Source organism: Actinomyces sp. HMSC075C01, assembly GCF_001812965.1.
GTDB classification, from domain to species: Bacteria; Actinomycetota; Actinomycetes; order Actinomycetales; family Actinomycetaceae; genus Actinomyces; species Actinomyces acetigenes.
The window spans coordinates 14,477-38,318 of the sequence record NZ_KV811038.1; the positions used below are offsets into that span (position 1 = coordinate 14,477).

Here is a 23,842-nt window from a genome sequence, read left to right on the forward strand (position 1 = left end):
GGAGGTGCGGCGCTGGGTCCTTGCTGGTGCGGGCGCCGCGCATGGTCTTACCGTCCACGGCGATCACTGTGCGGCCGTTGATGGTGCCGGTACGCGTGCACAACCATGACCTCAGGTGGGCATCAACGTCAGCGGGGTCCAGGTCCTGCAGGACCCGTCGGATGGTCGACTCCGAGGGCAGGGCCTGGCCCGCCGCTAGTCCCAGGGCCTCCAGGTCGGCGCTGGTCAGGTCGGTGGTGTGCTCCCATATCGCTGTCAGGCTCCGGCAGCCGGCCAGCACCCCGGTCACGGCCAGGGACAGGACCGTAGACAGGTTATGACGCACACCGCGCCTGTCGCGTGGGTCGGTGATGTTCCTGAGAACCTGGACCAGGGGCTGGCGCGACAAGGCGGTCGTGGTGGAGGATGACATTGGCGGCGTGACCTCGCTGGTGACGGGATTGAGTAGACGCCTTCATCGTCACCGTGCGGGTCACGCCGCACCACATCAACACGCCAGACCCACTAGAGATCAGACAACCGCCCATCGACTTTGCCGCCCCCCTGCCTCCCTCCCCGGCAAGGAGAACGGGTGATCCGAGGGAGGATTCGGAAGAAGGGGATAACTATTACGCCTGCCCATTTTGAGACGTCATCACCAACCTCGCGAAGTTCTTGAGAAGGTTGTCGAGAGGCGGCCGGTGTTGGAGTGCCGGATACCTTCGGCCCGAAGGTTAGGGGAGAGGAAAATCGTCATCAATCCTCGGGAATGACTTTAGTTTGACCAATAGGATTTCTGGTCAAGCGGTTACGGATGTCCGAAGGTAGGAGCTCAAACCCTCGAAGTGTCTGGGCGACAAGAGTATGTAGATCTTCCGCGCTCATGCCGCTAATCCCAGTTAAAAGGCGTTTCCATGCATTTTCTGTGTCGGCAGCGATAGTTCTAATTGTGTCCGGATGTGCAAGATAAACATCGTTGTGTGCGATGGTGATGGCGTCACTATGCACACCAGGCTTAGGGGAAATTATGACGACTGCGCTGTCTGGCGGAGTAGTTGAACAGTTGCGATCGTCGGCCAGTAGTTGTAGTTGTCCATTAGATTGTCGAACATCCTTGATGGACAGTGTGCCGGCAGTATTGTGTTCACTTTTGGCTTCAAGTGCAAGCCACAGTTCGTTATCCCAGCACCACGTGGAGTCGCAGCGGCCCTGCCGTGTCGGTTTCGATGCATCGGCCCCAAGCATACGACCAAGTGTTGTCAGTCCGGCTTCGAACCTACCGGCATCCCGTTGAGAAATCTCGTCCCTCATACGGATTAGCTTGTCTCGATGGCGATTTTCCTTGAGGTCTCCTCTGAGTATCGCCACGATAGTATTAATGGCGACGTTGTCTGCTTGACTCATTGTTGGTGCTTCTGTTTCTGGAAACTGTGCCATTTGATTGATCCATAGACACCTCCCGGCCATAGATAAGGCCTCGGATAGTAAGTTTCGAGATACAGATTTCAGCAGAGAGTTCCCGCTCTCTTCTGCAGCCATATCGGTCCATGCTGCCTCCAGATATTTCCAGAATGCCTGATACTGTCGGGTTGCTCTACCTCCATTTCCAAGTGTGTTGCAGACGGAGTGAGCACTATTGGCGGCATCTCGCCACGAACTCACTGACGCTGAATTCCATGCGTCGATCTCTTTGTCCACGCAAGCGGATAGATAGTAGGAACCTGGCGAGGGGGATTGAACTGCCTCGCGCCTGTAATCGGTAAGTATTGGTTCCGCGTCTGATCTCCAAGTGTCATCGGTATCCTGGCTTAAGAATGCACGAGTGTTTTCTAGTATGTCCTCTCTGGTTCGGTCTTGAGAATTCTCTAACCCAAAAAGAATTTCTGCTTGGAGTTCAGGAGAAAGGGGTAGCCTCGTTTCTGGACGCGTCAAGTAGTGAGATAGTTCTCCCTTGATTAGAACAACCGCTGTATCCTTTGAGCCTCGAGTACAGCGTCCACTACCTTGAACAATCCGAGTACGGATGCGAGTCTCAAGGGCAACCCCGGCTTGCACATTTTGCTGAAGGAAACGCTCCTGAAGATTCAGCTGATCGGGTGTGCCGTCAAATACAATCAGCCGGCAGGCGTCTCCGGGAAGGTCGAGGCCGTCATAGCGAGCGGCCAAGGCGCATACTGCATGTTCTGCGTCGATGAATGTCTGCATGCTTGTGGATACATCGTCTATACCAAAGGTGCGCCAGCCGTCTTGTGCTAGTTCCTTAGCGTCTTTCATTGCTACTTCGTTGCTCTGAGAGAGGATAAGGGCCTTCCCTGCTTGGGTAACAATGGCTTTACTCAGTTCTGCAGCTTCTTCTTTAGAATTAGGGGCGAACTCCGGGAATACAAAAAAACGTCGCCCCGATCGTGGTGCAGTATTATCATCTAACTGATGCAGCCGCTCGATGGTGTGCCGACCGAACGCGCGTTCAAGTTCACCGCCGTCACCAAGTGTGGCTGAAAGATAGATGCGCTGCCTCGCTTGTGTGAATAAAGAATTTTGGTTTGTGGGCGGTATGTATGGACGTATTAGTATTTCTGAGTATGAAACGTAAATTAGGCAGGACGCTACGCCCTGGTGAATCATCGAGTAGCGATATGAATGCGGTTCTCTGAGTGTAGACAGCGTTTTAGTGAGTTCCTTTACCATTCCTGCTTGCCGCAACGGCACTACTAGACGAACTTCGCTTGTAATTGCCGGATCTGACTGGTCGGTTGTTAAGCGCTCAAGGAATACTTTGTCAACTGCTGGACTTATGACCTCGAGGGTCCGATGGTATTCATTGGTGTCATTGTATCTGTTAAGACTAAGACTGTACGCCTCTCCAACATACTGTTCTCCCGCATGGGCATCATCGAATAGCATGACTGACGGGTCTGCTAGCTTTGGGTGTGAATTGAATATGCTGCTGTAAGTGGTGATGCCAACACGTTGAGCGGACTCGTAGTGCATTCTAGAAAGTGGGTCCCATTTTACGTGAGAGCCGGTTAATAATGTTGTGTCGATACCTTCGCGATTGGCAGAGATATAAACTTGTTCTGCTAGCTGCCGTGTTGGGCATGCGTATAGAACGCGTTGGTTGTGGTATCGACGGTTCCATTCGGCGATGAGGAGCCCAATAAGTGTCTTTCCGGTGCCTGTCGGTAATTCGAGAGCAATGTCGGGATGGTTGGCTTTATCTGTGTATGCTTTGAGCATTTCGGCCTGATGTGCCCATAAACCTTGAACTGCTCCGGCACGTTGTGGTAGGTCGCGATAGAGTTCTCCGGGGGTGGTGTACCGTGTTGTCTTTCGAACTGATCTTTTGAATGCCATGATTATTCCTTGTGGGGTAGGTGCTTGAGAGGCTGGTGATAAATGAGTCTCTATGGCTTTGCTGCTGGGAAGAGTGGAAGTTTATGCCTTTTCTCTATTTGAAAGGGCGGTGTGGATGCGGCGGAAGTCGGATTCGCGGTCGCGGATGCGGAAGGGGAGGTCGTAGACGTAGGAGACGCCAGAGCCAGGGTGGGTGTGAGTGCGCTCGGAGAGTGGCATGTCCTCATTGGAGGTCGGGCGCTGGCGCTTCTCCCAGGCTTGGCGGACCGGAGTCGGCAGCTGACGACCATTCGCGTCATAGACGTAAGCGCCCTGGCCGCGGCCATGGTCGTAGTCGTACAGCACTGCGAACTGGGTGCGGTAGATCGTGCACAAGTCCTCGATCGGCACGCCCAGCATTATCGCCACCATCACATCGATCTCCGCCTGAGCATTACGACGATCCTCCGCGCGACGCAAGGGCGTATCCGCCGTCCACTCCGGACCAATCGGACGCTCATCATGACGCTCCAAGATCGGAGTGTCAGTCACAAACGACTCATCCCAACACTCGGTCCACAGATCCGTGTAAGTGTCGGTGACGCAGTTGAGCCGAAGGGTGCGTAGGACGACATGTGTGGTGAGAGGGTGGTTGTGGGGTAGAGCGGGCAGCCTAGAGAAGTCGGGGAAGTAAATACCGGACTTGGGAAGTGCTCGAAGAGTGAAGTCAGCTAAAAGTGATGATAGGCTGGCTTGTGCGGCGAAAAGGGATCGACCTGTGATCGTTGCGGAGCCTGAGGAAAAAACACCATTAGGGTGTGCCGTTCCAGGCGGAATGATGGCTGGAATAAGTGTTCTCTCTCCGGTGTTAGCGGCCATCGCGCGCCAGGCGATGCGGTAGTGGTCGCGGGCGGAAGAGTCGTCCCAGTGGGTGTAGAGGCGGTCGTAGGTGGCGCGGTCGCCGGCAGGCTTGTACTGGGTGACGGGCTGTGCGCTCGTGGGGAGTGCTTCCAGGTCTGTTGAGGTCCAGTCCAGGTTGTGCTTCATGGACTCATTGGGTTGCTTGTACAGTGGGGTTGAGACGTGGAGGTGAGGTCCTTGAATGATGGCGTCGCTCCAGGATGCTGCGCCCCATCGTTTTGAGAATAGTCCTCTTTGGAAGTCTGTTGTTTCGTTCCAGCCAGTCGAAAAATGGAGGTCGAGGCTACCGATGCGCGGTTGGGTGGCTAGTGTGGCTAGTGTACGTGCGGCAGCTGAGTTCACGGTGGAGACCATCGAGGGGGAACTCCAGTCGTCAGATTCCGTTACTGATTGCCAGGTCTTCAGTGTGACTTCATCGATGGATTCGATGCGGGCTGCGTGCGGCCTTAAATCCCAGGTGCCGGTGTGGGGATCCTTGAAGCCTGGCTCTTCCCCGCTACCGTCGTGCATGAGGGAGCGAATCACTGTCTCGGGGTGGTACAGCGAGGCTGCATGGAGGAATGAGGGTGATCGCTCTACGCCATATACGTGGATTCCGTATGCGTTGAGGTGGTGGATGTCAAAGAGTTGAAGTTCGTTAATGAACTGCCAGTGTCGGCGCAGGTGCCGATAGGCGGCAGCACGTAGTTCTGGGGTCTTGGCATCGGTGAAGTGAGTCTCCATGTGGATGAGGGAGGAGATACCCTGCTGTTTCTGGTGCTCCCAGACCTGGCACATGAAGGCTCGGTAGAGGTCGGGGCGTCCTTCCATGATCGGGTAGACGGTCTGGTCGCTGATGAACTCAGCGAGGACCTCGGTCTCGGCGGCTCCGTCGAGCACGGTGGTGAGGACGCCAGGACGTGCCAGAGTGCGCGGCAGGCGCTCCTGCCGCTCCGCAAGCGATGGTTTCTTCGTGAGCATCCACCAGGGGTCGCCGTCGGCCAGAAGGGCCTCAACCGAGACGTCAGGCCTCACCCACGGTGGGTTTCCCACCTGGAGGTCGAAGCCACCGCGAGCAAAGACGGTGGCGAAGTCCAGTTCCCAGTGGAAGAAGCCCTGCGCCTCCGCCACCTTCTGGACCACGGTGAGCCACTCGTGCTCGGTAATGACTGATTCCACGCGGCGGGCTCCGGCGAGGCCGAGCTCGACCTCCTCCATGGTCTCCAGCTCCGCCCAGGATGAAGCATCCACCAGGGTCCCGTCGGTGCCCTTGGCATCCTTGACCTGCTTGCCCAGCAGCCCCTCCAGGGCGCCCAGCCACTCATCCAGGCTCGGCGGGGTTATATCCGTGGTCAGCGGCCAGAACCACAGGGCACACCACGCATCCATGACCAGCCTCAGCCGCCGATACGCCGAGCCCGATGCCGCCAAGTAGGCCTCGATCTCCTCACGGGACACCGTTGAACCGGCGTCGTTATGGGCTTCGCGGCCCCACAGGTCAATGCGGCGTGAAGCCTCCGCCTCCGCCACCCGCAGGCGCCGCAAGGTCATCTCCCACAGCACCTCCACGCGCCGCGCCAAGGCCGTCAGCCGCAAAGCCTGAGCAGTGCTCAGCGCTTTCGTGATGTCCTTGCGCCAGGTCTTGAGAGCCTTGAGCCTGTCGGCATCGACCAAGTCCCGCACCTGCTTGGGGACCTCCACCGCGCTGCCCCAGCCCTTAGCCGGCAGCAGGAAGTGATGGATGCTCCCCGAGACGTCCAGTGCCCCGCCAATCCGGTGCCGGGAGGCGGCATCGGCGTCGTCGAGCACAGCCGCCACCTGGCTCAGCGGCTCAGCCACCGGCGCGGCCGACAGCCACGCCCGCTTCTTCAACTGGGACGTCGAGTACAAGGCCCGGCGCGCCCCCACCAGCGAGTTACCGCGCCGCAGCCGCAGCCCGAACCACGGGGCCGCCAGGCCCTCCACCATCGTGTCCAACCACAGGGACACCTCCGCCAGCTCCACCGCCGTCGCATTGAGGTCCACCCCGTAGACCTGATGCAGAGCGATAAAGGCTTTCACCTTCGCCAGCTCCCGGGGCCGCTCCTCAGGATCCACGCGCCGGCCCAGCTCCCGCTCACGCCGCGAGAGATACTGCTCCGCCAGCTGGCGCACCGCCTCAATCGCGAAGGCCCCCGAACCCAGCGCCGGCTCACACACCGTCAGATGCAGGATCTCCTCAGCACTCGTCGTCCGCCCATCCTGATCCAGCAGCTCCTCCAGCGCCTGCTGCACCGTGAACCGCGTCAGCACCTCCGGGGTGTAGAAGGAAGCTGAGCGCTGCCGGTCCCGGCCGGAGAGCCGGTAGACGAACTGGCCCTTCTCATAGGTGACGTTGCGGCGCTCGCCCGTCACCTCATCCTCCACCGTCACGAAGTCCTTGTCCTCCAGGCCCTCCATGACATCCTCGGGCACCACCCACGAGCCCTTCGAGGCATCCCCGCCCGGCGCCACCTCCCACAGCCGCTCAGTGGCGAAAGAACCCGAGTAGCTCATGAGCCCCTCATAGACGGCACCCAGCTGGTTGATGCCCAGCTCCACATAGGAGATGAAGCCACGGCCGCTCTTGCTGTTCTCCTTAGTCAGCAGCAGGTGGCGCAGCACCCGCAGCAGCGCCCCGTTACCCAGGCCCACCTCGTCAATGAGGGCGGTCGCCGCCGGGCGGAAAAGGTCGGCACGCATCGGCCGGAAGACCAGACCATCGAAGCTGCCCTCCTGCGCGGCCGGCACCTGCTCGTTGTGCCCCTCATCGACCAGGCGGAACAGACGGTCCAAGGACTCGTAAATGTGCGTGCCCGCCAGGGCCGACTCCTCATGCAGCTCCCTCAAGGCCAGCTCGCGCAGACGATCCAGGCCGTAGCCGGCGTCATACTCGGTGGCGCCCACCGGCAGGACCCCCAGCTCGGGGCTCGCCTCCGCATACAGCAGGAAGATGATCCGGTAGATGTAGCGCAGCGACTGTAGAGCCAGGTCCTGCGCCCGCTCCTGGGGCAGCGGCTCCAGCCCCCGCGCGGCGCGACGGCGCACCACCTCATTCGCGATGATCTCAATGGAGGAGCGCACGCCCTCGCGCAGGTCCTTCGAGACCCCCACCGTGTGGGCTGCCGAGTCCTCCAAGGTGGCCGCCCACCACGTCTCTCCCTCCGCCGTCGGCAGCAGAGAGCGGGCATCCAGGCAGGTCAGGGCTCGCTCCACCTCGCCGCCGCGCGTGGTCTCATGACGCTCGACGACGAGCTGCACGTTGACCGCCAGCCAGCGGCCCTCTGGCCACCGCTCCCGCTCTGCCACCAGCGCCCACTGGCCCGCCAGGACCAGGGCGAAGGCCGGACCGTGCTCGTCGGTCAGAAGCGTCGACAGGGCCCGAGAAACCGACTCCACCGGCTCGGCCCCCTCCAGCACCGGGGCAGCGGGGTCCCCCAGGTCCACGGGCTGCCACTCCTCAGCGAGCGTGGGGGCGTCCTTGACCAGCAGGTCCTCCACCGTGGTCACCGGGCGGGCGCGCAGCAGCGCCAGCGGCGCCGGGCCCTCATCACCCACCGGCCTCACCAGGGTCACCGGGCCCCGCTCGGTCAGCCGGTACTCCGACGACGTGAAGCCCAGAATCTCGCGCAGGAGCACATCGAGCTCGCCGGCCGCCTCCAGGGCCGCGCCGGTCAAGGAGTCGGCGTCGTCGGCGGGCAGGGCCGCCAGCAGCTCCTCCAGGCGGGAACGTTCGGAACGGAATCGGGACCGGGGCGTCGGCGTCGGAGCGGTACCAGGATCGGCCGGCTTCTCCAGGGCATCCCACTCCTTGCGACGCTCCAGCACGCGCGCCAGGAAGGACTCCTTGGTGGCGTCCGTGGTGAAGTAGTGCTCGCTGATCCAGTCCTCGCCGACGACCAGCGCATCCGACACCGCCATCAGAGATCCCCTTCCATCCCGAAGTCCTGCGGCACCACCACCAGCAGCGGGCGCACCAGCGTGTGCGCGGGCAGGTGCTGTTTCCTGAGCTCGCGCTCCTGAGCCACCGTGATCCGCTGCTCGCGCAGGTGGCGGTTCTGGATGAGGCGACCGGCCTCGTCATCCCAGGCATTCGCGTGCTCCGCCCAGGCATCCACCCGAGCCTTCGCCTGTTCCTCCGCTGCGTCGAGGGTCAGTCTCATGTGGTCCCTAGCCGTATCCACCGCCGGAGGGATGAGCGCCTCCAGCAGGTTGGTCTGCGTCACCGGCCCGGAGTTCCGCAGCTCCCGGGAGATGCCCACCGCCTCGAACATGGCGGCGGGGGAGTCGTGCACCTGCCCGATCGGCTGCGCCTCGACCGGCCGGCCCGCAGTCAGGTCCGCGCTGGCCGCTGCCAGGTCCAGGTAGGGGAAGGCGGTACTGACGCACACCATCGACACCGTCCGGCCCGCCTGGTTCGTCAGCGTCCCCAGCAGCAGGACGGTCGGTGAGTCGACGTCGCCGCGCACCGCGAACACTGAGGATCGGCCGAGCTTGGCCAGGACCCGGTCGCCGGCCCAGTCCAGCACCGGGTGCAGCGGCCCCAGATAGTGGGCCTCCGGCCAGGAGGAGTCCGAGGAGTCACTCAGGGCCTCCGTGAGAAGGCGCGCGCCCTTCGTCTGCGTCGTCGCCAGCTTGAGGTGCTCCTGGACGCGGCGCTCACGCAGGTAGGACTGTGGCAGCACCGACAGGCGATGGCGCAGCCCCGCCGGGGGCACCATCTCCACCACGTGCTGCGTGCCGTGCTCGCGCCACGAGACACCCCCGCCGCCGGTCTGGCGCTGCTCGGGCTCCTCGGGGCGCTCATAAAGCTCGGTGAGGGCCTGGCGCAGATAGTCCAGCTGGGTCTCGTACAGCGTCAACGTCGCCAGCGGGGCAGCAGGCTGGGTGGCGGTGGCCGGACCGGCCGGGTCGCCGGGACTGCTTGAATCAGCAGGGGAGTCCCCGGCGCCGGTGGGGGCAGCGGCGTCGTCGCCCTTGGCCTCGGCCGTACCCGTCAGCTTCGCGAACAGGGCCGCCATCGGATCCAGGGTGAGTGCGTCGTCGGCGTCGGGGACGACATCGTCAATGTCCTGCCCGGCCGCCAGCGCCTGGCGGATCGCCTCCTCCTCCTTCTCGCCCGAGTACAGGCCCATGAGGGAGGCGGCGTCGCCCAGGGCCCGATGCGCCTGATCCTCCTTCTCCATCAGGCGCGTGAGCACCCGGACGTCGCCGGAGAAGCGCGGGTCCGACGGGCTCAGCAGCAGGGTCGTGATCTGCGGTGAGACGGACTGGCCGTAGCGGTCGATGCGGCCGTTGCGCTGCTCGATGCGGATGAGCGACCAGGGGATGTCGTAGTGGATGAGCTCATGGCACTGGGCGTGCAGGTTGACGCCCTCCGAGGCGACGTCGCCAGTCACCAGGACGCGCACCGGCGTGTGGGCCTGGCGGAACTGCTCGACGATCTCCTGCTGCTCCACGTCGGACAGGCTCCCGTGCATGACGCGTACCGCGTCGGCGGGCAGGCGCAGGTCCTCGCGCAGGTGCTCGGCCAGCCAGGTGAGCGTGGCGATGCGCTCGGCGAAGACGACGACGCGCTCGGTCGACCTGGGGCCGATCCCGATGCGGTGCAGCTCGGCCAGCAGCGCCTGGTACTTGCCCGAGGCCGTCGTGTTGGCCTCCACGGCCAGCTCGCGTAGGCGGGCCAGCGCCTGGGACTGTTCCGAGGGCTCCGGGGTGGAGCCGGCTGCTGCTGCCCGGCTGCGGCGTCGGGCCAGGCGCTCGTCGATCGTCTGGATGAGGGCCGCCGGCGAGGACAGGAAGGACTTGGCCAGGGTCCAGGCGAACAGGGAGTCGCCGCCGCGGGCGGGGGGCTTGCGGCCGCCCGGTGCCGAGGCGCCGTCGGGCCGGTGCAGCCAGGTGCGTGACAGCTCGCCGGCCACCGCGTCCTCGGCCGGGGAGGGCTCCACCAGCTTGTTGACTGGAGTCAGGCGCTCCTTCCAGCGGCCGCCCACGACGTCGCGCACCTCGTCGGAGTGACGGTGACGGCGGATGACGAGGCGACGCACCGCCTCCTCATCGAGGGTGCCGTCCGCGTGTACCGCCGTCGGCTCCAGCAGACGGATGAGCTCGGCGAAGGACTTCGGGTTGCCGTTGTGGGGCGTGGCCGAGGCCAGGATGAGGGCGTCGGTCTGGCGGGCCAGAATGTCCGCGAGCCGGTTGTTGAGCGTGCCCTTGTTGGTGACGTTGTGAGACTCGTCGATGACGACCGCGTCCCAGCGCTGCTTGCGCAGATGATTGAGGTAGCGGTCGGACTTCAACGTGTCGATGGAGATGATTGCGCGGTGGAACACCGAGAACGGGTTGCGTGAGGCCGGCACCGAACGGCGCACTCGCTGGATGCCCACCGAGTCCAGGCGCACGAAGGGCAGGGCGAAGCGCGACCACATCTCGTGCTGCATCTGCTCGAGCACGTGACGGGGCGTGACGATGAGGATGCGGTCGCCCCGGCCGCGGCGCACGAGCTCGGCCAGGATCATGCCGATCTCCAGGGTCTTGCCCAGGCCTACGGTGTCAGCCAGGAGGATGCGCGGGCGCAGGTTTGCCGGGTCCAGGGCCTGTCGAACCGCCGTCAGCTGGTAGGTCAGGGGGTCGGCGAGGACGTCACTGACCACGGCCAGGTCGGTGGAGGTGGCCGGGAGGGCCGTCTTGCGTAGCGTCGCCTCCAGCCAGAGGCGCGAGAGCCGGTGACGGGTGGAGGTGTCCGCGATGACTCGGGTGTGGCGCGGATCCACCGGGACGATGTGGTCAAGACCAGCGGAGAACTGCGCCGTCGTGTCCCGAACCAGCTCGGACAGGCCTTGCACCGTCACCAGCATGCCGTCAGACGTGGTGGAGACCTGGGTGACCAGCCAGTCCTCGTCACGCACCCGGACCACAGAGCCCGGAGCGACATCAAGAGAAGGGAGGGAGGGGGCAGGATCCGTCACCGTATCCGGGGGAGTCGTGGGCGCCGTTGTCACGGAAGTGATTTTAGGACGCCGGCGCAGGTGGTCGAGACCAATTCGGGGCAGTGACTGATCTGTGACCTGCGGGCCGGTGCGGGCCCAGGGCGAGGGGGCCTTGGGGCAGGCGCCGTGGGGCTGTATTGGGGGTGGGAAGACGGATTTTGTCCATGAGGGACGACTTTGAAGCTGCCTCGGACGGGGCAAGCCGCACCAAATCGCTCTGACCAGTACAGATGTAAGTGACGCTCGCAGGCCTTGTCGTTAAAGTCGTCCCTCCCGGACACTTTGAGGTTCATTCGTGGGATCCGCACTCGGATCTGTTCTTCCCCTGCGGTGCGCATCGGACGCCGCCGCCCCTATCGACAATCACCACGGCAGACTCGCGAGGTTCTCGAGACCCTGGCTCAGACATGTCGTTGTGGCTACGTGACGGGGGCTCGCATCTGGCCATCTGGGATGGCGCGGGTTGAGCGCTGGTCAACGGGGGCTGCGTTCTGTGTCGGGGACGTACTTTGTGATCGAGGACTGCGTTTTCCTCCAGGTCACTGAGGTTTGAATGCAGTTATCTGGAGGAGAAGTACGTTCCCGGCGGACATCGCAGTCCTCGATGTGGACGGTTGGCTCCTGGTGCTGGAGTTCGCGGAGTGCCGATGCGAAGCGAGGACGCACCATAGGGGCTGAGGACTGACCCTGGAGGTGCAGTCCGCGAGCCTGATGGTGCGTCCTCGACGGGCGGTTCTGTGTCAGCGGCGGGCGAGGCGGGCCAGGACGACGCCGGCGGTCACCACGCCCCCGGCGACGGCGGCCGCCTTGGCGAGCGTGGAGGTCGCCTCGGAGTCACCCTGCTTGGCGCGCTCCCAGGTCTCCTCCGCCTGCTCGGCCCAGCGGCGCGCCCCCTCGCGCAGTCGGCCGGCGCCGGCCTCCGCCTGCTCTCGCAAACGGTCGGCCCCGGCGACGGCCTGCTCACGCAGGTGCTCGGCCTTGGCGCTCGCCTGCTCGCGCAGATGCTCCCCGGCCTCCCTCGCCTGCGTGCGCGGGTCGACCCGGGAGGCGAACTCATCGACGCTCGCCGCCAGGGCCTCGCGCTGAGCGCGCAGCCGCTCCTCGATCTGCTCGGGGCTCAGCGACCCGGACCCAGCGGCCCCAGCGCCGGAGGCACCGGCCTGCTGTCCGCTGGTCATGCCCGACCCGCCCGCGCGCGGAAGGCCTTGACCGCGGCGACAGTCGCCGTCACGCTCAGGCCCGCCAGGGCGAGCCCCGCAACCGTGACGATCCCCAGGGAGGCGGGGTCGCCGTCGCGGGCGTCGTCGAACAGGCGGGAGACGCGCTGGCCGAGGGTCAGTGTGCCGGGCTCGTAGGTGTCGACCCCGCCCTCGGGGTCGGTGCCGCCGCCGGCCAGGGAGACCAGGCGGTTCTTGACCTGCCCGACCTTCTCCTCGGCCTTGCTGGCGGCCTGGCTGCGCAGGCCCTGGACCTTCTCGCGGGCCTTGAGCTTGGCGACCTTGGCCAGGTTGTTCGGGGCCAGGCGCGCGGCGAGCTCGTCGACGTCGGCGGCCAGCGCCAGACGCCGGGCCGCCAGGTCGGACAGGACCTCGTCAGCCGACGGCGCCGCCTGCGTGGCCTCCGCGGCCGGTGCAGCCGGCGCGGCGGGGACGGGCGTGGGTGCGGCGTTGGTGCTCACCGGGCGTTCCCCCTCTGCAGGCCGGAGGTCACGGCCCCCTTGACGGCGTTGACGGACTCCTTCAGCCCCTCCTGCGGCGTCGGCGTGTCGGCCTTGGCGGCCTTGAGCCGCTTGATGCCGATCAGGGCCATCGGCACGGCGATGAGGGTGAGAATCAGCGCCACCACGAGGAAGGCGGCCCACAGCGGCATGACGTGGGACAGTCCGGTCGTCATGGCCCCCAGCACCAGCCCGAAGATGAACAGGGCCAGCACCCCGGCGGCGCCGAGCAGTCCGGCCCCCAGTCCCATCTCCTTGGCCATGCGCTGGCCCTTGGCCTTGGCCAGGTCGATCTCGCCGCGCACCAGTGCGGAGATGTTCTCCGAGATGCGGGCGATGAGCTCGCCGAGCGTGGGCTGGGCGCTGCCGGCAGCCCTGCGAGGAGGCGTGGTGGAGGCCGACGGCGTCGCCTGCGACGGCGGGGGAGGTGGCTGGTTGTTGGGCATGAACGAACCTTCTTGTGTGAGGCACGGCGTTGGACGCAGTCAGCTGACTGCGAGGCGGCGGGATCGCGACAGTGGGACGACCCGCCGCCCTAAGAATCTCACAGCCTGCGCCCTCGTGGAACAACGCAGGCCCGAGCGGGTTTGTAGGTGTGGACGATAGGGGCCGGCTTTCGCCACCGGCGATCTGTGAAGGGCCGCTGCCAGCATGGGGCGGGATGCCCGGCTACTCCTGGTTCCAGGCCTGCCAGAGGCTCGCGTACTCCCCGCCGAGGGCCACGAGCTCCTCGTGGGTGCCCAGCTCCACGATCCGCCCGTCCATGACGACGGCGACCCGGTCGGCGTCGGCGGCCGTGTAGAGGCGGTGGGCCACCTCGATGACGGTGCGCCCAGCCAGCGCCGTGGACAGGGTCCGCTCCAGGGTGCGGGCGGCGCGCGGGTCCAGCAGCGAGGTGGCCTCATCCAGGATGAGCGTGTGCGGGTCCAGCAGCACCAGCCGGGCCAGCGCCACCTCCTGGGCCTGGGCGGGGCTGAGCTCGAGGTGCCCCGAGCCGACCATCGTGTTCATCCCCCCGGGCAGCCCGTCCACCCAGGCATCGGCCCCGATGGCCTCAATGGCCTCGCGGATCGTCTCATCGGAGGCGCCCGGCCGCCCCAGGCGCACGTTGTCCGCCACGGTGCCGACGAACACGTGGTGCTCCTGGGTCACCAGGGCCACGTGGCGGCGCAGCTCGTCCTCGGTCAGGTCCGTCAGCGCCACCCCGCCCACGGTGACGCTCCCGGAGGTGGGCGGGTTGATGCCCGCCAGCATCCGCCCCAGCGTGGACTTGCCCGACCCCGAGGGCCCGACGACGGCCAGCCGCTCCCCGGGCACGAGCTCCAGGTCGATCCCGTGGAGCACCTCGACGCCCTCCCGGTAGGAGAAGCGCACGTCGTCGAGCACGATCCGCGTGCCTTGGGGCTCCTGGCCGGTGGGGGCGCGGTCGTCGGGGACCTCCTCCACCCCCAGGATGCGGGACAGGGAGGCCTGGGCGATCTGGACCTGGTCGACCCAGAACATGAGCTGGCCCACCGGCTTGCGCAGCTCCATGGAGTACAGGGCGACCGTGGTGATCGCCCCCAGGGTCGCGTAGCCGCGGGCGGCCAGGAACCCGCCCCACAGGAGGACGGCGACGACGGGCGCCCGCCAAGCGACGTCGAGCACCATGAACAGACGCACCCGCAGCGCCGCCGTGTAGCGCTCCAGGGACCAGGCCTCCTTGATGGAGGCCATGATGGCCCGCTCGCGGCGCGCCCCGATGCCGAGCGCGTCCACGGTCTCGGCGTGCTCGACCGTCTCGGAGACCGCCCCGTTGAGGCGAGCCTGGGCGGCCGACTCGGCCCGGTAGGCGGGGATGGAGATCGGCAGGTACCAGCGCATCATCGACCACACGGGTGGGGCGATGACGAGCAGCCCGAGCGCCAGGAGGGGGTCGGCGACGGCGGCGGCCAGGAGGGTGAAGACGATCGTCACCACGCACACGAGGATCTGCGGGATCCCCACCCGCACCAGGAACTCGATGCGGGAGACGTCGGTGGTGGTGCGCCCCACGAGGTCGCCGGTGCCGGCGGACTCCACGGTGCTCAGCGGCAGGTGCACCACCCGGTTCATCATGCGCTCGCGCAGGTCGGCGAAGACCGACTCACCCAGGGTGCGGGCGTGCTTCTGGGCGAAGCGGTTGATGAGCGCGCCCACGAGCGTGACCGCGATGATGGTCAGCACGATCCGGTCCACGTAGCCGGCGTCGGCCCGCCCGGCCGAGACCCGCCCGACCAGCCGCCCCAGCAGCTGCGGGGCCACGAGCGTGGACAGGACCGCCGTGATCTGGAGGACCAGGACGACGGCGAAGCGCCCCCGGTAGGAGGCCATGATCCGGAAGGTCTTGCGCAGGGCGACGGGCCCGGGCGCGACGGGAAGCGCCATCAGCAGCTCGCCTCCTCATCCTCACCCATGGCCCGTGAGACGACGGCGCGGTAGTCGGCCGCCTGCGCGTGGCCGTCGCGGGCCATGGCCATGAGCTCGCGGTGCGTGGAGCGCAGCAGCTCGGTCCCGCTGGAGTCGAGGAAGACGACCTCGTCGCAGGCCTCCAGGACCAGCGGCGAGGCGGTGACGACGACGGTCGTGCGCCCGGCGCGGGCCCGGTGCACCTGGGCGGCCACGCGGGCCTCGGTGTGGGAGTCCAGGGCGGAGGTCGGCTCGATGAGCACGAGCGTGGGCGCCTCGGTCAGCAGCGCCCGGGCCAGGGCCACGCGCTGGCGCTGCCCGCCGGACAGGGACCGGCCCTTCTCGGTGATCATCCCGGCCAGGCCCTCGCTCAGGGAGGTCAGGACATCGCTGGCGTCGGCGATCTCGATGGCCTCGATGAGCCGGTCGTCGCCGGGGGCCTCGCGCTCCTGGGGGCGGACCTGCTGGTCGACGTCGGCCCCGGTGGTGCGTTCGGCCTCGGCGCGTACGAGGTCCTCCAGGCCCGCCGGCTGCGGGTCGGGGCCGCCGCGCACGTCGAGGGCCTCGCGCAGGGTCCCGGTGAACAGCTGAGCGGTGGCGCCGGAGACGACGACGCTGGCGCGCACCTGCTCCAGGGGCATGGTGGTCAGTGGCCGGCCCGCCAGGGTCACGGTGGGGCCGGCGTCGGTGAAGCGCCCCAGGCGCGTGGCCAGGTCGGCGGAGACCTGCGGGTCGGGGCACACGAGGGCCGTCATGCGGCCCTCCTTGAGGCGCAGGCCGCTGCCGGTGTCCACCAGGTCGCCGCTGACGGGGTGGGCGGCGGCCGGGTCCAGGTTGAGGCGCTCCACGAGGCTGCCGGCGGCCGGCGCCACCTCCAGCAGGCGGCTCAGGCGCCGGGCGCCGACGACGGCCCGGGTGTAGTCCTGCACGGAGCTGGTGAACACCCACAGCGGCCAGGACAGGTAGGCGGTGTAGCCGTAGAAGGTGATGAGCCCGCCGGGGGTGAGGCTGCCGGCCACGGCCATGCGCGCCGCCACCCACACGACGATGGCGGCGAAGAGCCCGGGCAGCAGCACCTGGAGGGTCATGAGGGTGGCCTGGGAGGAGGCCACCTCGACGCCGCGGCGGCGCAGCTCCTGGGAGGCGTCCCGGTAGCGGCGGGCGAAGACGTCCTCCCCGCCGATGCCCCGCAGGATCCGCAGGCCCGCCACCGTGTCCGTGGTGATCGTGGTGACCGCGGACTGGGCCTCGCGCTGAACGGCCTGACGCTTCTGCAGGGGACGGATGACCAGGGTGACGATGGCCGCCACCAGCGGCATGCCCAGGATGACGATGAGCCCCAGGCTCACCGAGGTGCGCAGCATGAGGACGGCCACGACGAGGAAGCTGGCCGCCGCCCCCAGCAGGGCCGGCAGGTACTCGATGAGATTGCCCAGGTAGCCGGCGTCGGAGGCGATGATGGTGGCGACCTCACCGGTGGAGACCTGCCGGGACAGGTCCTTGCCCGTGGCGGAGATCTGGCGGCCCACGAGCCGGTCGACGTCGAAGCCGGTGCGCATCCAGGCCATCATCCCGAAGTAGGACAGCATCGTGTCCCCGACGGCGTAGACGACGAACAGCACCAGCAGCAGGGCGCCGATGCCCCAGACGCGGCCGTTGAGGCCGTTCTCGATGCCGGCGTCCAGGGCCTGCCCCAGGAAGGCCGGCACGATCGCCTGGATGATGTTGGAGGTGCAGGCCGCCAGGGTCGCCAGGGTGACCGGGACGGCGGCGCGTCGCAGCAGCCAGCGCAGAAGCGCCCCGGCCCCCAGGGACGGGGGATGGGGCAGTGGGGCGTCGGGAGTCATGGACTGCAGGGGCCGTGCAGTCAGGGCGGACAGCGCTGCCGGGACGGTCGGGAACGACCGGGAGGACGATTCGGGCATGATCGCACGAGGCTATCGGAGGGGAAGCCGGCGCGGCAGGGGGAGAGGCGGTGACAAGGAAGATACCGGGCGCGGGAATACCCGCCGGGCATGGCTCGGACGGCCGCCGGGCCGGGGCACGCGACGTGCCGGCGCCCCGGCCCGCCCCCGTCGCGGGGGTCGGCCGGGGCGCCGGGCTTGCTCGGCTTACTCGGCGAACGCTGCTCACTCGGTGGCGATGGCGTCCAGGACCGGAATCCGGGAGGCGCGCAGCGCCGGCCACAGGGCCGCGATGACGCCGACCACCACGGAGAGCACGAGCATTCCCACCATCTGGCCCCAGGGGATGCTGAGGCTCGTCAGCCCCCGATCCTCCAGGACCTCCTTGAGGGCGGCGGCCAGGACCACCCCGGTCGCCCCGCCCAGCACGGTGCCGTACAGGGAGGTGAGGACCGACTCGGTGATGATCTCCCCGGCCAGCTGGGCCTTGCCCAGGCCGACGGCGCGCATGAGCCCGATCTCCCGGGTGCGCTCGGAGACCGAGAGCACCAGGGTGTTGACGATGCCCAGGATGGCGATGGCGATGCTCAGCCCCAGCAGGCCGTAGAGGACGGCGAGCATCTGGTTGATCTGCTGGCCGACCTGGTCGGAGATCTCGTTGGCGTCGCGCACCGCGTACTGGTAGGTGTCGGCCACGATGTCGCGGGCCTTGTTCCGTACCGTGTCGAGGTCGGTGCCCTCCTTGAGGGTCAGGAGCATGCCCTGCGGGGAGTCCAGAACGTGGGCCGGGTCCGTGCTGGTGCTCGGCGAGTTCCAGGAGCCCACCGCGGCCGCCAACTCCGGGGAGATGTAGTAGTTCCCTCCGGTTCCCTTCGGGTCGACGACGGCGCTGACCGTGGCCTCAACCGACCCGGTGGGGCCGGTGACGGAGACCTTGTCCCCGAGCTTGAGGCCCTCGTCCTTCTTCGCGGCCACGTGGGTGGCGTCCAGGTCCTTCATGGACCCGGCGCTGGCGGAGACGTCGTAGGCCGTGGAGTAGGTGCCGGGATCGACGACGATGACGGTGGCGGCGGCGTTCTGGCTGCCGTCGGGCTTGGTGACGGAGTCGGTGTAGATGGAGTAGGAGGAGGTCTCCTTGACCCCGTCGATGGCGGCGATCTCCTTGGCCTTGTCGGCCGAGAGCCGGGTGCTCAGGCTGCCGATGGTGGCGGGCTGGACCACGAGGTCGGCCTTGAGGGACTTGTCGATCTCGTCAGAGGTCGAGGACTGGAAGGAGGCGGCCAGCGTGGCGCCGGCGCACACCAGGGCCATGCCCACCATGAGGGCGCCGGAGGTGTTGGCCGTGCGGCGCGGGTTGTGGACGATGTTGCGCACCGCCAGGCGCCCGGCCGGCCGCAGCAGCCGGAAGGGCAGACCCAGCACGGCCACCACCGGGCGGGCCAGGGTCGGGGAGACGATGAGCAGTCCCAGGACCGTGCCGCCCGCGCCCAGCCCCATGATGAGGCCGCGCTGCGACAGGTCCGCGTTCACCCACGCGGCGGCGATCGCGGCCACTCCGGCCGCCAGCAGCAGCCCGCCCAGGATCGTGCGCAGCACCAGGGACTTCTCCCGGGAGCCTGACACGCCGCGCATGGCCTCCACCGGGTGGGTCAGGGCGGCCTCCCGAGCCGGCAGCAGAGCACCGACGACGGTGACGGCCAGCCCCACCGCCAGCGAGATCGCGATGATCGTCCCGCTCAGGCCCGTGCCCTCCAGCAGCGGCATGCCCGCGGCGTCGAGCAGCGCGGACAGCCCGGCCAGCAGTCCCGCGCCCGCGGCCACGCCCAGGGCGGAGCCGACGACGCCGATGACGACCGCCTGCAGGAACACCACGCCGAACACGGAGGCCGGCGAGGCCCCGACCGCCCGCAGCAGGGCGAACTCCTTGACCCGCTGACGCACGCTCATCGCGAAGGAGTTCATGATGATGAAGGAGCCCACGAACATTGCGACGACGACGAAGACCAGCAGGAAGACCTGGACGAAGCCCAGCTGCTCCTCAATGGTCTTGTTCTGCTCCTTGATGACCTCGGCGCGGGGCTGGACCTGGGCGCCGTCGGGAAGGATCTTGGTGATCTCGGACTTGACCGTCTCCACCGAGGCTCCCTGGGCGACGTCGACGGAGATGTTCGATACCTTGCCGTTCGGGGCGGCGATGGGCATGAGCCAGCTCGGGTCCACGCCCACGACCGTCGCGCTGGCCATGGAGGACTCGTAGTGGAACTCGCCGACCACGGTGACCTCGGTGGGTGAGCCTTGCACCACGATGTGCGTCTTGTCCCCGACCTTGAGGCCGGAGTTCTTCAGGGCTCCCGACTCCAGGGTGATCTCACCGGCCCCTTGAGGCTTGTGGCCCTGGACCCAGGTCAGGCCCTTTTCGTTGTCGTACAGCGGTATGAAGAGCGTGGGGGCGCCGGTGGTGGTGACCGGGGCGTTGTTGGAGCCGACGAGGACCCCGACCATCTGGACGCCGGGGTTGGCGGCCTCGACGCCGTCGATCTGCTTGATCTGCTCGGTCAGGGAGCTGTCGATGGGCTGGGTGAGCAGGGACTTCGATGAGCTGTCGTCGCCGCTGCCGGCGAGCTTGGGGCCCTGGACGTACAGGTCGGAGGTGATGGTGGATGAGGTCAGCTTGGAGAAGGTCTCCGACATGGAGGCGCGCAGGGCGAGCGTGCCCGACAGGAACGCCACCCCGAGCATGACGGCGAAGGTGGTCAGGAAGAACTGTTTGGCGTGGGCGCGCACGGAGCGCCAGGCGACTCGTCTCACGGCTCAGGCCCCCTCGACGGCCGAGCCGGTGAACGGGGCGGCGGCTGCGGGGGCGGGCTCGGTCTCGCTCAGCTCACGCAGGGCGTCCAGGACCCGGTCGCGGTCGGGCTCGTCCAGCTGGGCGACGACGTGTCCGTCGCGCAGGAAGATGACGGTGTCGGCCCAGGCGGCCGCCTCCGGCTCGTGGGTCACCATGACCACCGACTGCCGCAGCTCGTCGACGCTGCGGCGCAGGATCTCCAGGACCTGGTCGGTGGAGACGGAGTCCAGGTTCCCGGTGGGCTCATCGGCGAAGACGACCGCAGGCTCGCCCACGAGCGCCCGGGCGCAGGCCACGCGCTGGACCTGGCCGCCGGAGAGCTCGGCGGGCCGGTGGGACAGGCGCTCCCTGAGGCCGACGGCGTCGATGACCTGGTCGAAGCGCTGCGGGTTGACCTTCTTGCGGGCGATATCCAGGGGTAGGGTGATGTTCTCCGCCGCCGTGAGGGTGGGGACCAGGTTGAAGGACTGGAAGATGAAGCCGATGCGCTCGCGGCGCAGGCGGGTGAGGCGACGCTGGTTCATGGAGGAGACCATGTCGCCGTCGAGCATGATCTCCCCGGAGGTGATCGAGTCCAGGCCGGCCAGGCAGTGCATGAGCGTGGACTTGCCGGAGCCGGACGGCCCCATGATGGCGGTGAAGCGGGCGCGGGCGATGTCGACGTTGACGGAGTCGAGCGCTGTGACGGCGCCCGAGCCGCGGCCGTAGACCTTGGTGAGGTTGCGCGCGGAGACCACGGGGTCGTCCACCGGCTGGTGGGGCGTGAGGACAGAGGATATGGCGACTGGGGTGGAGTTACTCATAGGTTCAGTCTGGCAGTGGTATGGGACGGGTGAATCCTCCTGGCGGAGGACAGGTCCCCTGAGCGCGTGGAGGCTCGACCCTGAGCCGGGGTCGGGGAGGTCCCTGACGTGAGGGCGGAAGGGGGTGCAGCGGCGTCGAGGATGAGAGCGTTTCTCCAGGCTTGTTCCGTTTTTTGAACCTTGCAGCCGATTCATGGCTACCATCGGGGATGATCGGAGCCTGGTGAAGGACCCGGGATGGGTTGGCTGTGTGCCCGATCAGTCGAGGTCACCCATACGTTCTCCCGGAAAGGCCCTGCATGGATCCGGTTCAGCTCATGATGGCGGCGCACCAGGCCAATGCGGCGGTCGCCGCTCAGACTCCGGACCAGGCTCTGCAGGCCGCGATTGCGCAGAGCCGGCCCGACCTGTGGGCGCCGCTGTCAACCAACCCGGCCGCCTATCCCGACCTGCTCGGCTGGCTGGCCAGTACCGGCAACGTCGAGGTTCTGGCCAACCTTCGGGCGCGCGGCTACCTGACCGACGACGCGGCGGCCGATGCCGCTGACGCTGTGGGTACTGCGGGGGCTGCGGGCGGCGAGCCCACCGTGGTTCCCGCTCTCGCTCAGGAGAGCCCGGAGCCGGCTGAGCCGGCTGAAGACGGCGGCACGCTGGCGGAGGAGGACGAGGCCGCTGATGGGTCCGAGCCGGCCGAGGAGAGTGGTTCGGAGCCCTCGGATGTCGCCGGTGAGGGGAGTGCTGAGTCCGCTGATGCGGCTGAGGGTGCCGCCGATGAGGCCGTGGATGCCGACGACTCTGGCGAGGCCGATGGTGAGTCGGGGATCGAGGAGCCCATTGAGGACTCCGAGGACACCGAAGCGGTTGAGGGGGTGCGAGGCCCGGAGTCTGCGGACTCCTCAGCTGAGGCTGCCACCGATCCCGATGCGCAGGACGCCGCCGACGAGGCCCAGGAGTCGGGGACCGATGAGCCTGATGATGAAGCCTCGGATAGCGTCGAGGACGCAGCGGCCGACGAGGCCGTGGATGCCGACGACTCTGGCGAGGCCGAAGGTGAGTCGGGGACCGATGAGCCTGATGACAAGGCTGAGGATGGCGTTGAGGACGCCGGGGGCGCTGAGGACGACGAGGCTGAGAACCAGACCTCGGAGGACCAGCACGCCGAGGGCACCGATGACGACTCTGGCGAGGCTGACGGTGAGCCGGGCGCCGATCCGAGTGCGGAGTCGACCGAGGTCGATGAGGCTGCCGACGAGGCCCAAGAGTCGGGGACCGATGAGCCTGATGATGAAGCCTCGGATAGCGTCGAGGACGCCGGGGCCGACGAGGCCATGGGCGCCGATGACGACTCTGGCGAGTCTGACGGTGAGGGGAGTGCCGAGGGCGCTGACGCGGCCGAGGGCGCGCAGGCCACGGAGTCGGCGGCTGCCACCGAGCCCGACGCAGAGGCGGAAGCCGCTGAGGACGCCGCCGACGCGGCTGCGGACTCCGACAACAACGACACGACCGTCCTCGCCCCCGCCTCGCAGCGGCACGAGGTCGACTCGGCTGACACGACTGATTTCACGGCTTCAGCCCAGTCCGTGGCTGTGGTCAGCGGCTGGACAGCGGGCTCGGCAGCTCCTGCCGCGGGCTCAGCCGAGTCAGCGGCCCTTCCCGTACCCCCGCCGCCGTCGGCCGAGGATATCGCTGCCTGGGCCGAGACCCCCAGCGGGGCGCCGTCGGGCTTCTCCGCCGGTCAGCCGGCCGTGGAGCTGGACATGTTCGGCCCCCAGATGATGGCCCAGATGCCACCCCCTCAGCGGAATCAGCCGTCGACATCCAGCACCGGGCGCCTGATCGCGATCATCGTGGCCCTCCTGCTCGTCATCGTCGGCGGAGGCGGCCTGTGGGCCGGCAACTACTTCGCCAACAAGGGCAAGGACGGAGACTCCTCCGACACCTCCCAGGACAAGGCCGACAGCAACGGCGACAAGGACGGCAAGCAGAACGGCCACGCCGACGCCGCAGCAACGTCCACCGCGTCAGCCCTGCCCTCGGGCGCGGTCAAGGCCTGCTCCAGCATGCCAACCTTCACGATCACCTCAGTGGAGGACGGCCAGGGCGAGCTCAAGGTCCAGGGCACCATGGTGACCTCCTGCGCCGAGGGCGACTTCCTGGCCGGATCGTCCAACCAGGTCCTCGTCTACAGCTCCACCAGCCCCACCGGCGGCGCCGACGTCGATCACCTCGTGGCCTCGGGAACCTTCGACCTCTCCAGCGACCCGCTCATCATCCCCAACGGCGGGCGGACAGTGACGCTGCGCTTCGGCGAGGAGCACTACTTCCGCACCGCCAAGGACCTCGACCTCAAGGGCCTGTCGGTCAGGCCCTCCTTCGACCGCGGCACCTCAACCAGCGTCACCGCGAAGAGCTCGACGAACTCCCCGATGACCCTCGCCTCCTCAGCGAGCGCCAACGCCAACCAGGAGGCGCAGGACGAGCAGGCCGCCGGGGACGCCATCCAGTGGCAGATCAAGCACGACTACCCCATCGTCATGAACAGCATGCGGGGCAAGTGGACCCCGCAGCTGTCCTCCAAGAAGGTCGGCCTGGTGGCCGAGGGGCAGACCTGGAACAACCGCTCGATTCTCGCGGAGTTCCTGAAGACTCGGCAGTCCAATCCGAAGGCCGTCATCATCGAGACCAGCCAGTGGCCGGTCTACGACGTCAGCGGCTGGTGGGTGACCCTGTCCGGTGAGCTCTACGACGACGCCGACCAGGCCAACGCCTGGTGCGACGCCCAGGGCTACGACTCCGACCACTGCCTGGCCAAGCGCATCGAGTCCAACGGATCGTCGCAGGGCACCACCAAGACCCGCTGAGACGAGAGCCGGCTCACCTGAGAACGCGCATCGGCCTGCCTGAGCCACTGGCTCAGGCAGGCC

At 67.1% G+C, this 23,842-nt stretch carries 12 protein-coding genes; 1 reads left to right on the forward strand and 11 read right to left on the reverse strand.

Translation table 11 applies throughout. The features are described 5' to 3' along the window. The 11 genes from HMPREF2883_RS12620 to HMPREF2883_RS12665 all read right to left on the reverse strand — a co-directional run. A partial coding sequence (locus HMPREF2883_RS12620; RefSeq protein WP_141759131.1) for a transposase family protein occupies window positions 1-412 on the reverse strand: 412 nt, incomplete at its 3' end. Window positions 413-735: 323 nt separating this feature from the next. After that, entirely contained in the window at window positions 736-3,333 is a 2,598-nt protein-coding gene (locus HMPREF2883_RS14445; RefSeq protein WP_083313591.1) for a DEAD/DEAH box helicase, read from the reverse strand. 81 nt (window positions 3,334-3,414) lie between these two features. After that, window positions 3,415-8,151, reverse strand: a complete 4,737-nt coding sequence (locus tag HMPREF2883_RS12625) for an Eco57I restriction-modification methylase domain-containing protein (protein ID WP_070662958.1) — start codon at window positions 8,149-8,151, stop codon at window positions 3,415-3,417. After that, on the reverse strand, window positions 8,151-11,231 hold the full coding sequence (locus HMPREF2883_RS12630) for a helicase-related protein (protein ID WP_256277485.1): 3,081 nt from the start codon (window positions 11,229-11,231) through the stop codon (window positions 8,151-8,153). The genes HMPREF2883_RS12625 and HMPREF2883_RS12630 overlap by 1 nt, the downstream gene beginning before the upstream one ends. Before the next feature lie 728 nt (window positions 11,232-11,959). After that, window positions 11,960-12,397, reverse strand: a complete 438-nt coding sequence (locus HMPREF2883_RS12635; protein ID WP_070662960.1) for a DUF3618 domain-containing protein — start codon at window positions 12,395-12,397, stop codon at window positions 11,960-11,962. Next, on the reverse strand, window positions 12,394-12,897 hold the full coding sequence (locus HMPREF2883_RS12640) for a DUF3618 domain-containing protein (RefSeq protein WP_070662961.1): 504 nt from the start codon (window positions 12,895-12,897) through the stop codon (window positions 12,394-12,396). Before HMPREF2883_RS12640 ends, HMPREF2883_RS12635 begins: the two co-directional genes overlap by 4 nt. After that, complete coding sequence (locus HMPREF2883_RS12645) at window positions 12,894-13,382, reverse strand: phage holin family protein (protein WP_070662962.1); 489 nt, start codon at window positions 13,380-13,382, stop codon at window positions 12,894-12,896. Before HMPREF2883_RS12645 ends, HMPREF2883_RS12640 begins: the two co-directional genes overlap by 4 nt. 223 nt (window positions 13,383-13,605) lie before the next feature. Beyond that, window positions 13,606-15,342 carry an ABC transporter ATP-binding protein gene (locus tag HMPREF2883_RS12650; RefSeq protein WP_070662963.1) on the reverse strand — a complete coding sequence of 579 codons (1,737 nt, stop codon included), beginning with the start codon at window positions 15,340-15,342 and terminating at the stop codon, window positions 13,606-13,608. After that, window positions 15,342-17,210 (reverse strand): ABC transporter ATP-binding protein, encoded by a 1,869-nt coding sequence (locus tag HMPREF2883_RS12655; protein WP_070662964.1) that lies wholly within the window; start codon window positions 17,208-17,210, stop codon window positions 15,342-15,344. Before HMPREF2883_RS12655 ends, HMPREF2883_RS12650 begins: the two co-directional genes overlap by 1 nt. 282 nt (window positions 17,211-17,492) lie before the next feature. Continuing rightward, the gene (locus HMPREF2883_RS12660) at window positions 17,493-20,075 is read right to left on the reverse strand and encodes an ABC transporter permease (RefSeq protein ID WP_070662965.1); all 2,583 of its coding nucleotides are present in this window, start codon (window positions 20,073-20,075) and stop codon (window positions 17,493-17,495) included. Between the two features lie 3 nt (window positions 20,076-20,078). Beyond that, on the reverse strand, window positions 20,079-20,918 hold the full coding sequence (locus HMPREF2883_RS12665; RefSeq protein ID WP_070662966.1) for an ABC transporter ATP-binding protein: 840 nt from the start codon (window positions 20,916-20,918) through the stop codon (window positions 20,079-20,081). A 299-nt stretch (window positions 20,919-21,217) separates the two neighbouring features. On the opposite strand from HMPREF2883_RS12665, the gene HMPREF2883_RS12670 reads away from it, so the two are divergent. Further along, entirely contained in the window at window positions 21,218-23,779 is a 2,562-nt protein-coding gene (locus HMPREF2883_RS12670) for a variant leucine-rich repeat-containing protein (protein ID WP_070662967.1), read from the forward strand. The last annotated feature ends 63 nt before the right edge of the window (window positions 23,780-23,842 follow it).